Source organism: Bacteroides sp. D2 (assembly GCF_025147085.1).
Taxonomy (GTDB): domain Bacteria; phylum Bacteroidota; class Bacteroidia; order Bacteroidales; family Bacteroidaceae; genus Bacteroides.
Window position 1 is genome coordinate 5,866,093 of the sequence record NZ_CP102261.1, and the last position, 14,007, is coordinate 5,880,099.

Genomic DNA, 14,007 nt, shown 5'->3' on the forward strand with positions numbered 1-14,007 from the left:
TTACGAGGCAAAGATAAAAAAATAAGAGATGCAAAGCTGCATCTCTTATTATATTAACAATTTAACTATTGCTTATTATTCTTCCGGTTTCGTAAAGTGGAATTTATCAGAATCAATCCGCGACACCGTCATTCTATTATTTTTCTTGTATTTATTCAGAATCTTCGTTGCTTCTTTTTCTAATTTCTTCTTGTTTTCCGAGAAGTAAATCATACATGTACTATTCTGTTGCAACTGGTTATCCTCCAGATAATTCTTCAACTGATAACTATACAACTCACGGTGAGACAAGAAGCCTTCCTTGCTAACCTTCGCACTATCTAATATCTGAATGTCCGTGAAATAGACTACTGTATCCGTAAATGAGGCAGAAATTCCAAAAGCATAAACCGGTTTAGAGTGGTCTTTTTTCAAGGAAAAAGCGGAGCACATGGTAAACACAAGTGCAATTGCAAATAGTATTTTTACGTATTTCATATCATATAATTTTTAACCTTGCAAAGGTAACAAAAAAGAGGAGATTACCTCTATTTATCTCAAATAAATAGCATTTCTTAGTCATAGACCCATAGCAGGACTGGTTTCTTTTCCGCTTTGAGCAACCCGTCAACTTTCCTCATCACTTCATCGGATATTACAGGACACCCTTGACTGATTCCTAACGGAAGATGCAAAGGATACACCTCTGTTTCCGGCAACGGAGTATAAGAATGCAACACGATATACCGCTTGAAAGCATTATCATTCGTCGCTTCCAATCCATGTAATTTATAATGAATATTGATTCCCCACTTGCTATACGACCGGATACCCACCTTGTATTTCCCCAAAGAAGAGCAATAACTACCTTCCACATTGCTGAATACAGGCTTGGACACAGTGCTATTTTTCCCATATCCATGAGCACAGAGACTGGCATACTTCACGGAATCTCCTTTGAAATCCCATACAAAGAAACGCCTTTTACCAGAATGAATACTGAAATCTACCAGAAAGCAATAATTCGTATTATATCCGTTCTTATCACAATAAGCCTTTCCCGCCTGTGCTTTTTCCCGCAAACGCTGCTCTACTTTAGCAGGCACCGAATCAGAAGAGGATACCGCACATCTTGCATACGCCACCAGCCCTGCTCCCAAAGCAATAAGAACCAATGATATTAAAACTGACTTTTTCATAAAACTCACATAGTATAAGATTGAATTATAGAATGGGGCTTATGTAAAAAGTCGCATAAGTACATTCTTCTATATGAAAAGTGCGACTTATGCGACTCAAATTCTTTTTTCTTTCAGAAACTGATATTCCTTACTTATCCCAAGTAAGATTTGAGCAATTTACTACGATTACTTTGTCTAAGTCTTCTAATTGCTTTTTCTTTAATCTGACGAACGCGCTCACGTGTGAGGCCAAATTTATCGCCGATTTCTTCCAATGTCATTTCTTGCTGTCCGATACCGAAAAACATCTGAATGATTTCTTTTTCTCTATCGGTTAACGTAGAAAGAGCTCTATCAATTTCCCTCGCAAGAGACTCATTAACCAGAGAGCGGTCCGCCATTGGCGAATCATCGTTAACCAACACATCCAACAGGCTGTTATCCTCCCCTTCCACAAAAGGCGCATCCACCGAAATATGACGGCCGGATACCTTCAGCGTATCAGAGATTTTATCAACCGGAATTTCCAGTTCGTCTGCCAACTCCTCGGGAGACGGACGCCGCTCGTTTTCCTGTTCAAACTTCGAGAAGGCTTTGCTGATCTTATTCAGCGAACCTACCTGATTCAACGGGAGACGAACAATACGCGACTGCTCTGCCAATGCTTGCAGAATAGACTGGCGAATCCACCATACAGCGTAGCTAATGAACTTAAATCCACGTGTTTCATCAAATTTCTCGGCAGCCTTAATCAGTCCTAAATTGCCTTCATTAATCAAGTCAGGCAAACTCAAACCTTGGTTCTGGTACTGTTTAGCCACAGATACGACGAAACGAAGATTGGCACGTGTCAATTTTTCCAATGCTACACGGTCACCCTTACGAATGCGTTGAGCGAGTTCCACTTCTTCCTCGACAGTAATCAGGTCTTCACGGCCGATTTCCTGCAAATACTTATCAAGAGAAGCGCTCTCTCTGTTAGTGATACTTTTGGTAATCTTTAGTTGTCTCATTCTTTAAAAACAGATTTGGAGTGCAAAGTTACGACAAATAATTTGTTAACATACAAAATTAAGTAACTTTTACACTATATTTTTCATCTAATAAAACAAAAAGAGATGCCGACAAGTTGATTGGCGGCATCCTTTTTCTATTTCATTAGCTTATCCTGCAATCTTCTTACCTTATTTTTATATATTACTCTTGAGTCAGATCGACAGCGAAATATCCGCGTTTACCTGATGGGAACACACCGGTCAGGAATAATACCTGGTTCGGAGACTTAACAGCAGCTTTCATTACTTCTTCCAGATCGCTGACTTTGCGCATCGGCTGGTCATTAGCTTTCAGGATAATGAAGCCTTTACGAACTCCTGCATCTGACATCTTACCGGAAGAAACTCCTGTCACTTGCAGACCGTAACCTAGATTCAATTGCTTCTTCAAGTCATCCGGCAACTCTTTGAAAGCAGCTCCCAGGATTTCCATGCCTGCATCCTTCACGATCTTGGTAGTACCTTGCTCGTTCTTCAACGTTACTTCAACGGTCTTTTCCTTCTTATCGCGCATCAGTTTTACTTTCACCTTATCACCCGGACGATGTTTAGCAAGTGCTTCCTGCAAGTCAGCCATATTGGATACTTTCTTATTATCCACACCGATAATTACGTCATCGACTTTGATATCAGCTCCGGCAGCAGAACCATTCTCTACGATTTCAGAAACCCATACTCCTTCTACAACACCCAGTTCTTTAGCTTTATCTGCCAATGTCTTACCGGATTTGTCAATCGGTTGACGGTCGTCCATCAAACTGCTACCGATAGAGCCACCACGAATACCGAGCAATGCACGTTGTACTGTTCCATATTGTTTCAAGTCGGCAATTACTTTCGTCATAATGCTGGTCGGGATAGCAAAACCGTATCCTGCATAAGCACCTGTCGGAGAAGAAAGCACTGAATTGATACCAACCAATTCACCTTTGGCATTTACCAGTGCACCACCACTGTTACCCTGGTTGATGGCAGCATCCGTCTGGATGAATGATTCTATACCACCATTATATACTCCCAGAGAACGGGCTTTTGCACTTACGATGCCGGCAGTTACAGTAGAGTTCAAATTGAACGGGTTACCTACTGCCAATACCCACTCTCCTACTTTCAACGCTTCGGAATCTCCCACCGGAATAGTCGGGAAATCATCACCCTCAATTTTCACCAGCGCAAGGTCGGTGCTAGGGTCAGTACCAATCACGCGTCCCTTAAACTCACGGTTATCATTCAGTTTCACACTGATTTCATCCGCACCTTCAATCACATGATTGTTCGTTACGATATATCCATCCTTCGAGATGATTACTCCCGAACCAAAACCTACACGAGGTTGAGACTGTACCTGACGTTGCTGTCCGCGTCCATCACCAAAAAAGAAATCGAAAATGTCCGGCGCTTGCTGAACAGTTCTTGTTTTAGCTTCTTGAGTAGACCTTATATGTACGACAGCATGAAGTGAATTCTCGGCAGCCTGTGTCAAATCAACAGGTTGAGCGTTCACAGCGTCAAAAGCAGCCAATTTGACATTGGGATTCTGCTTGAACATCTCATTAAAAGATGTTTCTTTTGCAGATTCGTTAGATTGCAACAATTTGTAAGTTGTCAATCCTGCAACTCCTGAGCTAAGAAGAATGATTGCTCCTACTCCCAGAATGTTCTTTGTTGTCTGTTTCATGATTTATAATTCTTTAAATTGTTAATATTCGACATTGTTTTAACTTTTACGACGTTAAAATAATAACAAATATCGTTCACTTATTCTACTTGTCACTCTTTTTTGTCCACTTTTAACAGAGAATATTTAGAGCTTAACAGCGGTTAACGACAACACCTGACAAATTTACATTCGTTGTATGTCAGATGGCTTTAACACTCTGACATTCATTCAGTAAAGTCAGATTTTCATGACACCGATTCCAGGTAAGTCATTCAGAGTGATCTTTCCTTTCACCACTTCCACCCCTTTAAAGCGATCATTAGAGATAAGCAGGTTGCCATCCAGGTCGGCAAAATCCACTAATGGCGAGAACTGTGAAGCTGCAGAAATAGCACAGGAAGTCTCTGTCATACAGCCCACCATGACACGCATGCCGAGTGCATGAGCCAATGTCACCATCTTCCATGCTTCACGCATACCGGTACACTTCATCAGCTTTATATTGATTCCCGTGAAAGCGCCTTTTAAAGCGGCTACATCTCCCAGACGCTGCAAGGATTCATCCGCAAATATCGGTAGCGGGCTCTGTTGCGTTATCCAGGCAATATCCTCTAGCTTCTCCTTAGGCATGGGCTGTTCTATCATCACAACGCCTTTTTCTTTCAGCCAATGAATCATATCGAGCGCGTATTGGCGGTCTGCCCATCCTTGATTGGCATCTATCGCTATCGGAAGGTCTGTTACCGAACGAATGGTTTCAATCATCTCCTTATCATTGTCCCGTCCCAGTTTCACCTTTAATATATTAAACTGATCGGCACACTCTTTTGTTTTCGCCCGCACTACATCCGGCGCATCGATGCCTATCGTAAAGGTAGTGGAAGGTGTCTTTTCTTTGTTCAATCCCCATATCTTATACCAGGGAGCGCCTAATAGTTTCCCTACCAGATCATGAAGGGCGATATCTACCGCAGCTTTCGCTGCCGTATCCTTTGGCGAGAGGCTGTCAACGTATGACAAAATATCATCTAGCTGAAAAGGATCACTAAACTGTTCCAGATTCACTTTCCCAAGGAAATTCATCACAGACTCTACTGTTTCTCCCAAATAAGGAGGCATAGAGGCTTCTCCATATCCCGTCACGCCTTCATATTCTATTTCTACCTGCACATCGGGAGTTGTTATACGCGAATAAGTGGCAACTGTAAACACGTGCCTCAACTTCAATTCATAAGGGAAAAAAGTCATTTTCATCTTCCCTCCCAAACCGAGCTTATTTATATGAATGGTAGAAAGCAACGATTCTCCGGCTAGTGCCTGACGGGCTACTAACCCCGAACTGAAAGCAGCCAAAGCTGCCGTTTTCAAAAAATCTCTCCTGTTCTGCATTCTTTTATTGATAAAAGGGGTTCTTATTTGTGGTATTCATTCCTTTCTCCTTATTTATATAAGGTAAGAAACGGACAGCAAAAAGTAAACGCTTCGTGTTGAATTCATCATAGTTTTGATCCGCAGGATTCATGCTGCTGACGTGCACATCTCCCAATGCGTGGATAAACTGCTTGTTTCCGAGGTAAATGCCGACGTGAGAAATACCTTCTTTACGTTCCGCAGTCGCTTTCCGGCCGAAAAACACCAGATCTCCCCGTTTGACATTAGAGAAGTCAGGAGCAATATCGATATGTTCGCCCACATAGGCCTGTTGAGAGGCATCTCTCGGGATAATAATGTCATGCATAAAAAGTACGGTCCGTACCAGTCCGCTACAATCCACTCCCTTGGAAGAGGTTCCTGCCCATAGATAAGGAATTCCCATCATCGAGTAAGCTGTTTCAATGATACTTTCAACATCTTGTTTCAGTGAAGCTCGCCATTCCGCTTCCGGTTGGGAAATGGATTTCGAAAGATATGCTTTCCGTCCGTCGGGATAAGACACTTGATAGAAATGTCCTTTGCTCCCCTCCCACTTCAAACGATTGCCCGCAACAACATCGGATACGGGTTGGGAACTCTCATCCGGTTTCTCATACGCAAATCCGTAGTGCGAGGTAACCACTATCTTTTCTGCCCGATTCCATTCATCATACCGTTCTTTCGACATGGGGGTAATTACCATCCGGTGCACCCATCCGATATAATCATCCGGTGTTTGTATCTCGTACCAACCGTTATACTGAAGCACCTTGACCGGCATTCCCAACAATGCCTGCGTACTCATGCCGGAAGTAAATTTGCCTTCCTCGCGCAAATTGCAAACTGAAATATGTACTACCCCATAAGCCGAATCGGCAGGCATGGGACGTATTTCCTGTGCTTTCAGGCTAGCTGCCATCATCGCCAGGAAACAATAGAAAAGGAGGATATTCTTCTTCATTAAAATCTATTTTAATGATAGCAAAGTTAGAAATTATTTCTATTTGTGATACTTTCTTTGGCTAAAACAAAATAAATGACGTATTTTTGCAGTCTAAAGCAGTTGGCCGGTCTGTCGCGTGCATGTTTCGTGCAGGAGGAAAGTCCGGGCAACATAGAGCATCCTACTTCCTAACAGAAAGCTGTCCGCGAGGGTAGAGTAACGTAGAAGAAAATAACCGCCGCTCCTTTCGGGGAGAGGTAAGGGTGAGAAGGTGGGGTAAGAGCCCACCAGTCGCATGGCGACATGCGGGCTGTACGTCTTAGGAGTTGTAAGGTCATGTAAACCGGCGTTATGAGAGTTGCTCGCTCCATGTCGGAGGGTAGACCGCTAAAGTGTCGTGGTGACACGCCACTCAGATAAATGACAGGCACCTGATATAATTAAAGATTAATAATCGGAAATTATATGGGTACAGAACTCGGCTTATAGGCTGACTGCTTTTTCTTTTAATTATCCATTTAATTACAAATGACTAATGGATGAGGATCGACTGTTCGAGCAAGTCTGTTGTAATCAGTAATTAGTTGCTTGCAATTAGTAATTAGCGAAGAACTATGAAGAAGAAAATCACCGATATATGGAAGTTTCTTACGTATGACATCTGGCGCATTACGGAAGACGAAGTGACCCGAACCAAGTTCTCACTCTACAATATTATAAAGACCGTCTATCTTTGTATCAATCGGTTTACCAAAGACCGGATGGCCAATAAAGCTTCTGCACTTACTTATAGCACATTGCTTGCCATTGTACCGATACTTGCCATCCTGTTTGCCGTAGCGCGTGGTTTCGGGTTCGACAACCTGATGGAACATCAGTTCCGCAACGGTTTTGGAGGAAATACAGAAACAACGGAGGCCATTCTCTCATTTGTCAATTCCTATCTTTCACAGACCAAAGGAGGTATTTTCATTGGAGTTGGTTTGGTAATGTTGTTATGGACGGTTATCAATCTGGTCAGTAATATTGAAATCACCTTCAACCGTATCTGGGAAGTGAAAAAAGCACGATCCATGTATCGCAAGATTACGGACTATTTCTCCATGTTCCTGCTGATGCCGATTCTGATCGTGGTATCCGGAGGACTTTCTCTGTTTATGAGCACCATTCTCAAGCAGATGGATGATTTCGTCCTGCTCGCTCCTGTTATGAAATTCATGATACGGCTTATTCCTTTTGTCCTGACATGGCTGATGTTCACCGGGCTGTACATCTTCATGCCGAACACGAAAGTGAAATTCAAACACGCTCTCATTGCAGGTATTCTGGCAGGGTCTGCTTATCAGGCTTTTCAGTTCCTGTACATCAACAGCCAGTTGTGGGTGTCAAAGTACAATGCCATTTATGGTAGTTTTGCCGCACTTCCCTTATTTCTGCTTTGGTTGCAAATATCCTGGACAATCTGTTTGTTTGGAGCCGAACTGACGTATGCCGGACAGAATATCCGCAGCTTTAGCTTTGACCAGGACACCCGGAACATCAGCAGACGATACCGGGATTTTATATCCATCCTGATTATGTCACTCATAGCCAAACGATTCGAAAAGAACGAACCGCCCTATACGGCTGCAGAAATATCGGAGGAGCATCAGATCCCCATCCGACTGACAAATCAGGTACTTTATCAGTTACAGGAAATAGAATTGATTCACGAGGTTGTTACCGACGAAAAAAGCGAAGAAATCGGTTACCAGCCTTCAATGGATATCAATCAACTGAATGTGGCTGTCCTGCTGGACCGTTTGGACACATACGGCTCCGAGAATTTCAAAATAGACAAAGACGAAGAATTCAACGACGAATGGAAGGTGCTGACCGAATCCAGAGAAGAATACTATAAAAAAGCAAGTAAAGTATTACTGAAGGATTTGTAGGAAAGTCAAACCTTAAATCGCGAGAATGAACTTAACACAATATTAGAAAAAATGAAAAAGCTACTGCTAAGTGCATTTGTCATCTGTCTAGCAGGGACAAGCATTGCACAAGAATCTCCTTTATGGATGCGCCACTGCGCTCTTTCTCCAGACGGAACCACCATTGCATTTACCTACAAAGGAGACATCTACACGGTACCGTCAACCGGCGGACGTGCCACACAAATCACCACCAATCCGGCTTTTGATACGGAACCGGTATGGAGTCCCGACAGTAAACAAATTGCCTTTGCATCGGATCGCATGGGAAGTCTCGACGTTTTCGTCGTATCCAGTGAAGGAGGAGCACCCCAGCGACTGACCACTCATTCAGGCAGTGAGAAACCTGTTGCCTACAAAGACAACAAACACATTTTATTCACAGCCAACATTGCTCCCTCTGCCGAAGATGCCGGGTTTCCTTCCGGCCAGTTCCAGCAAGTGTACGAGGTAGCCGTGACGGGAGGACGCCCCGCTATGTTCTCATCCATGCCAATGGAGTGCATCTCTATTAATAAGGAGGGAGTGATGCTCTATCAGGACAAGAAAGGATACGAAGACTATTGGCGCAAGCATCAGGTATCCCCTATTGCCCGTGACATCTGGACATACACTCCCGGGAAAAAACCTGTTTATCAAAAACAAACTACTTTCGGAGGTGAAGACCGCGAACCGGTATGGAGTCCTGATGGTAAATCATTCTATTATCTAAGTGAAGAGAAAGGTTCCTTCAATATATTCCAACGTACTCCCGGAACCACCACTTCCCAACAAATCACTTTCCATACAAAGCATCCCGTACGTTTTCTAAGCATTTCAACCACCGGCACACTCTGTTATGGTTATGACGGCGAAATTTATACACTTACTCCGGGCAAACAACCCCAAAAGGTAAATATAAGTATCCTGGCAGACAAGAATGACAAAGATATTATCCGCCAAATCAAATCCAACGGGGCTACCGACATCGCTGTATCTCCCAAAGGAAAAGAAGTCGCATTCATTATGCGCGGTGATGTTTACGTAACCTCCATTGACTACAAAACAACCAAACAAATCACCAACACACCCGATCAGGAACGTAACATCAGTTTCGCTCCCGACGGACGCACACTCGTCTATTCTTCAGAACGCGATGGATTGTGGCAGCTTTACACTTCCACCATCGTACGCAAAGAGGAGAAACAATTCACCTATGCCACAGAATTGAAAGAAGAACGTTTGACAAACTCCAAAGTCGCTTCTTTCCAACCACAATTCAGTCCTGACGGTAAAGAGGTTGCTTTCCTCGAGAACCGTACCGCTATCCGTGTCATCAATCTAAAAAGCAAGGCTGTGCGCACAGTGATGGATGCCAAATATCAATATTCTTATGCCGACGGTGACCAATGGTTCCAATGGAGCCCTGACAGCCAATGGATTCTATCAGACTTCATTGGCATAGGAGGCTGGAATAATAAAGACGTCGTTTTGCTGAAAGCCGACGGAAAAGGCGAAATGGTCAATCTTACCGAAAGCGGATACAGCGACAGCAACGCCAAATGGGTGTTGGGTGGAAAAGCAATGATATGGAACAGTGACCGTGCCGGATACCGTAGCCATGGTAGCTGGGGAAGTGAAGACGACACCTATATTATGTTTTTCGACGTCGATGCCTACAACCGCTTCCTGATGAGCAAAGAAGATATTGCCTTACTTGAAGAAGCGGAAAAGGCAGAGAAAGCAGAAAAAGAAAAAGCCAAGAAAGAAAAGGCAGAGAAGAAAGAAGACACTAAAGACAGTAAGAAGAAAACGAACCAGAATGAGAATGCGAAAAAAGACAGTACGGAAGTGAAACCTCTTACATTCGATTTGGAGAATCGTTTTGACCGCATCGTCCGTCTAACTGTAAATTCTTCCCGCCTGGGTGACGCTGTCATGAGTCCGAAGGGTGATATTCTTTATTACCTGGCAGCTTTTGAAGGAGACTACGACCTTTGGGAGCATAAACTGAAAGAAAATACGACTAAAATATTATTGAAAGGAGTTGGCGGCGGCTCACTCATACCGGATAAAGAAGGAAAGAATATCTTTATGTGCACAGGTGGCCGATTGAAGAAAATAGAGATTGCCGGTAGCAAAATTACACCGATAGAATTTGAAGCATTCTTCGATTACCGTCCTTATGATGAACGCGCATACATCTTCGACCACGTTTGCCAGCAAGTAAATGACAAATTCTATATTGCCGACTTGCATGGAGTGGACTGGAAAGGATATAAAAAAGCATACGAACGCTTCTTGCCCCACATCAGCAACAATTATGACTTCACGGAAATGTTGAGTGAATTGCTTGGCGAATTGAATGGTTCCCATACCGGAGCCCGGTTTGCAGCAGGAGGCAGCGCAATGCCTACCGCTACTCTGGGAGTCTTTTACGATGAGTCATACGACGGTGCCGGGTTAAAGATCAAGGAAATCATGAAGCAAAGTCCTTTCACCCAGAAAAAGACAGAAGTGAAGGCAGGTTGCATCATTGAAAAAGTAGACGGCACAGCGATTGAAGCCGGTGCTGATTACTTCCCGTTATTTGAAGGCAAAGTCGGACGCAAAGTAGTACTTACCGTATACGATCCTTCTACTAAAAAACGTTTTGAAGAAGCAGTAAAAGCAATCAGCTATGGAACCCAAAGCGACCTGCTTTACAAACGTTGGGTAGAGCGCTGCGCCAAGAAAGTGGAAGAGCTTTCCGGCGGACGCATTGCTTATGTACATATTAAAGGTATGGACAGCCCCAGCTTCCGCAAGATCTATTCCGAACTACTCGGCCGTTATCGTAATAAAGAAGCCGTAGTGGTAGATACCCGCCATAATGGTGGCGGATGGCTGCACGATGATGTAGTCACCTTACTTAGTGGAAAGGAATATCAACGTTTCGTGCCACGCGGACAATATATCGGCAGCGATCCATTCAACAAATGGCTGAAAGCCTCATGCATGCTAACTTGCGAAGACAATTACAGCAATGCTCATGGCACTCCTTACGTATATAAGACTCTAGGTATTGGTAAACTGGTAGGCGCCCCGGTGGCAGGCACGATGACCGCCGTGTGGTGGGAACGCCAGATAGATCCGTCTATTGTATTCGGTATCCCGCAGGTGGGTTGCATGGATATGCAAGGCAACTATCTCGAAAATCAGACCTTGCAACCTGATATTCTAGTTTATAACGAACCGGCAGCCAGCCTGAAAGGAGAAGATGCACAACTGAAAGCAGCAGTAGACTACCTATTGAAAGATTTGTCAAAAAAGAAATAAATATAGCATTATTGATGCCGCCGGAAAAGCGGCATCAATAACACGCTAACTATCAACACCTTAAAAAAGCCATTTATTGGTTTTAAAGAAACAGGTCGTTCCTTTAAAAGGAAAGCATCGTTGGTTTAAAAGGAACGTCCCCTTCCTTTAAAACCAACGATGCTTTCTGTTATATGCTTATCCTAAAGGGCTAAGAATATAATTATTTTTCAATCAATAACGATTGTATGAAATCACCTTTTCTTTCGGCTTCCTTATCTTCTTACGTTTTTCCTTTGCCGGATAGCCAATGACAATATCCAGCAATAAACGTTTCGAAGCAGGAATACCGGCAAGCTGTTTCAGCTCTTTTTCATCGAACCAACCCAGAATACAAGAACCCAAACCTTCGGCTTCAGCTGCCAGAGAAATATGAGCAGCCGCTATTCCAATGTCGATCAACGGAAAATGCTTGCCTTTTACCTTTCCGCCAAGCAGGGAGGTTATATTAGCAGATTCTTCTACAACCAGAATATGCACGGGAGCATCTTTGGCAAACTTATTCATTCCCAAGCCAGCAGCAGCTTTCCCGGCTTTTTGAGCCAGTTCCTTGTCTGTGATGACCACAAACCTCCAAGGTTGTGCGTTGCAGGCTGAAGGCGCCAAACGTGCAGCTTCAAGTACCCGTTCCAACTTTTCCGGCTCCACCGGACGTTCTTTATCATACGAACGGTCACTTTGACGAGCCTGCACCAATTGAAGAAAATCAGTATATGCCATTTCCAATCCTCCAGTCACTTATTTATATTTTCTTATTTATATTGAATCATCCGGCTGATATACTTGCCGATAATATCGAATTCGATATTTACCACACTGCCAATCTCAAACGTATGGAAGTTCGTATGCTCGTATGTATAAGGAATGATAGCCACCTGGAAAGTATCATCCGTCGGATTACATACCGTCAGGCTAACACCGTTCACAGTCACCGAACCTTTATCCACGGTGATATATCCGCGTTTCGCCATCTCCTTGTCAAACGCATATCGGAATGTAAAATACCAGCTGCCTTCCGCATCCTTAATATCGATACAAGTAGCAGTCTGATCCACATGTCCCTGAACGATATGTCCGTCCAACCGACCGTTCATCATCATGCTACGTTCAACGTTCACCTTATCCCCCACTTTCAACAAACCGAGGTTAGAACGCTCCAACGTTTCTTTCATGGCAGTCACCGTATACGTATCATCCGTCAGAGTCACTACCGTCAGGCATACACCATTGTGAGAAATACTCTGGTCGATTTTCAACTCATTCACAAACGAACACTTAAATGTAAAGTGTATATTCTCCTGGTCTTTCACCAGTGCTACCAAAGTAGCATATTCTTCTACGATTCCAGAAAACATAATTCTATTTGCTATTTACGATTTTACAATTGAAAGTACTCTCTTAATGCAAGGGTCAAAGATACGAATAAGGAAGCAGCTTAGAAAATAAGAGCAAAAAAAAATGGGGCTTTTCACAAAGCTCCATTTTTCAGTTTTCAATAGGTATTAGTTTTTTTTTAAGGTAAAAAGATTGTTTTCAGGATAACGGTGCAAATATAGGCGGTTTTACCGATACTATCCAAATTATAAAACATGTCATATAACATCTTTTTGAAAATTCTTTAGATTTATTATCATTTGAAGCAAAATCTCCTGTAACTTGTCCGTTACAGGAGACAAATATAAGATAATTTTTTAAGGAGCCCTAATTTCTGTTTAAAAATCGGCAGAAAATTACTTTTCCGGGTAATTTTCATCGGTTTTTCCACGATGTTTTAACACTTTGGCATCAATGAAGAATACAATCTCCTCGGCAATGTTGGTAATATGATCTCCCGAACGTTCCAGTTTACGGAACACGCTGACTAAATCTACGCAAGTATGTACAGCTTCCGGATGTTCGATAATATAGTCTGAAAGAATCCCTGTTGCATCCGCATTGATTTCATCTAGCAAATTATCCTTAGCAAACACTCCTGCCGCCAAATCATTACTCTCTTCATTCAAGGCACGTTTTGCCAGTTCCAGCATCGACAACACCTCTGCCTGCATCTCTGCCAGGCGAAGACGAGACAACAGCTCCGCATCCAATACCGGTTCTTTGCAACGAAGTACAAAACGGGCGATCCCTTCCGCAAAGTCACCCAAACGTTCCAGATTTGTGTTAATCTTCAACATAGCCAACACAAAACGAAGATCAATCGCCACCGGATTATACAATGCGATAATATCTTCCACATCACTATCTATCTTCAATTCAAAAGCATTCACCCTGCGCTCGCGAACCATCACCTGTTGAGCCAGCTCCTTGTCAAGGGTCAACACAGCCTCTCCGGCACGGTCAAGCTGGTTGTACACCAAGGTCCACATTTCATCAATTTCCTTCTTCAATAGGATGAGTTCCGATTCTATAAACTTTACCATAGTCTATTATATATAAATGATTAATATTCTATCAATTGGGTTCCAGA

11 protein-coding genes and 1 other RNA gene are annotated in these 14,007 nt (G+C 43.1%); 3 read left to right on the forward strand and 9 right to left on the reverse strand.

Annotated elements, in window-relative coordinates:
* Positions 1-75: 75 nt before the first annotated feature.
* The 6 genes from NQ505_RS22115 to NQ505_RS22140 form a co-directional block, all read right to left on the reverse strand.
* A complete protein-coding gene (locus tag NQ505_RS22115; protein ID WP_004296669.1) occupies positions 76-477 on the reverse strand; it encodes a hypothetical protein in 402 nt (133 codons plus the stop codon).
* 77 nt (positions 478-554) lie between these two features.
* Positions 555-1,178 (reverse strand): murein L,D-transpeptidase catalytic domain-containing protein, encoded by a 624-nt coding sequence (locus NQ505_RS22120; RefSeq protein WP_009000084.1) that lies wholly within the window; start codon positions 1,176-1,178, stop codon positions 555-557.
* Positions 1,179-1,312: 134 nt separating this feature from the next.
* Entirely contained in the window at positions 1,313-2,173 is an 861-nt protein-coding gene (locus NQ505_RS22125; RefSeq protein ID WP_002561589.1) for an RNA polymerase sigma factor RpoD/SigA, read from the reverse strand.
* Positions 2,174-2,357: 184 nt separating this feature from the next.
* A complete protein-coding gene (locus tag NQ505_RS22130) occupies positions 2,358-3,893 on the reverse strand; it encodes a trypsin-like peptidase domain-containing protein (RefSeq protein WP_004296667.1) in 1,536 nt (511 codons plus the stop codon).
* A 219-nt stretch (positions 3,894-4,112) separates the two neighbouring features.
* Entirely contained in the window at positions 4,113-5,264 is a 1,152-nt protein-coding gene (locus NQ505_RS22135) for a dipeptide epimerase (protein ID WP_004327219.1), read from the reverse strand.
* A gap of 4 nt (positions 5,265-5,268) precedes the next feature.
* Complete coding sequence (locus tag NQ505_RS22140; protein ID WP_009000083.1) at positions 5,269-6,249, reverse strand: NlpC/P60 family protein; 981 nt, start codon at positions 6,247-6,249, stop codon at positions 5,269-5,271.
* A 98-nt stretch (positions 6,250-6,347) separates the two neighbouring features.
* Here NQ505_RS22140 and rnpB point away from each other — a divergent pair.
* The 3 genes from rnpB to NQ505_RS22155 all read left to right on the forward strand — a co-directional run bounded on the left by rnpB (position 6,348) and on the right by NQ505_RS22155 (position 11,501).
* Positions 6,348-6,733: RNase P RNA component class A (gene rnpB / locus NQ505_RS22145), an RNA gene on the forward strand.
* Positions 6,734-6,845: 112 nt separating this feature from the next.
* A complete protein-coding gene (locus NQ505_RS22150) occupies positions 6,846-8,165 on the forward strand; it encodes a YihY/virulence factor BrkB family protein (RefSeq protein ID WP_004296663.1) in 1,320 nt (439 codons plus the stop codon).
* Between the two features lie 51 nt (positions 8,166-8,216).
* A complete protein-coding gene (locus tag NQ505_RS22155; protein WP_009000082.1) occupies positions 8,217-11,501 on the forward strand; it encodes a S41 family peptidase in 3,285 nt (1,094 codons plus the stop codon).
* 213 nt (positions 11,502-11,714) lie between these two features.
* Here the strand turns inward: NQ505_RS22155 and NQ505_RS22160 are convergent, their stop codons facing one another.
* The 3 genes from NQ505_RS22160 to phoU form a co-directional block, all read right to left on the reverse strand.
* The gene (locus NQ505_RS22160) at positions 11,715-12,260 is read right to left on the reverse strand and encodes a nitroreductase family protein (protein ID WP_008777194.1); all 546 of its coding nucleotides are present in this window, start codon (positions 12,258-12,260) and stop codon (positions 11,715-11,717) included.
* 32 nt (positions 12,261-12,292) lie between these two features.
* Positions 12,293-12,895 (reverse strand): riboflavin synthase, encoded by a 603-nt coding sequence (locus NQ505_RS22165; protein ID WP_004303876.1) that lies wholly within the window; start codon positions 12,893-12,895, stop codon positions 12,293-12,295.
* Between the two features lie 375 nt (positions 12,896-13,270).
* Positions 13,271-13,960, reverse strand: a complete 690-nt coding sequence (gene phoU / locus NQ505_RS22170) for a phosphate signaling complex protein PhoU (RefSeq protein ID WP_004296659.1) — start codon at positions 13,958-13,960, stop codon at positions 13,271-13,273.
* Between the last annotated feature and the right edge of the window lie 47 nt (positions 13,961-14,007).

What these genes read in the sequence shown, in the direction of transcription:
- NQ505_RS22120 (WP_009000084.1), bottom strand. Translation starts at nt 1,178, where the DNA reads ATGAAAAAGTCAGTTTTAATATCATTGGTTCTTATTGCTTTGGGAGCA.
- NQ505_RS22155 (WP_009000082.1), top strand. Translation starts at nt 8,217, where the DNA reads ATGAAAAAGCTACTGCTAAGTGCATTTGTCATCTGTCTAGCAGGGACA.
- NQ505_RS22140 (WP_009000083.1), bottom strand. Translation starts at nt 6,249, where the DNA reads ATGAAGAAGAATATCCTCCTTTTCTATTGTTTCCTGGCGATGATGGCA.
- NQ505_RS22125 (WP_002561589.1), bottom strand. Translation starts at nt 2,173, where the DNA reads ATGAGACAACTAAAGATTACCAAAAGTATCACTAACAGAGAGAGCGCT.
- NQ505_RS22165 (WP_004303876.1), bottom strand. Translation starts at nt 12,895, where the DNA reads ATGTTTTCTGGAATCGTAGAAGAATATGCTACTTTGGTAGCACTGGTG.
- NQ505_RS22160 (WP_008777194.1), bottom strand. Translation starts at nt 12,260, where the DNA reads ATGGCATATACTGATTTTCTTCAATTGGTGCAGGCTCGTCAAAGTGAC.
- NQ505_RS22135 (WP_004327219.1), bottom strand. Translation starts at nt 5,264, where the DNA reads ATGCAGAACAGGAGAGATTTTTTGAAAACGGCAGCTTTGGCTGCTTTC.
- phoU (WP_004296659.1), bottom strand. Translation starts at nt 13,960, where the DNA reads ATGGTAAAGTTTATAGAATCGGAACTCATCCTATTGAAGAAGGAAATT.
- NQ505_RS22130 (WP_004296667.1), bottom strand. Translation starts at nt 3,893, where the DNA reads ATGAAACAGACAACAAAGAACATTCTGGGAGTAGGAGCAATCATTCTT.
- NQ505_RS22150 (WP_004296663.1), top strand. Translation starts at nt 6,846, where the DNA reads ATGAAGAAGAAAATCACCGATATATGGAAGTTTCTTACGTATGACATC.
- NQ505_RS22115 (WP_004296669.1), bottom strand. Translation starts at nt 477, where the DNA reads ATGAAATACGTAAAAATACTATTTGCAATTGCACTTGTGTTTACCATG.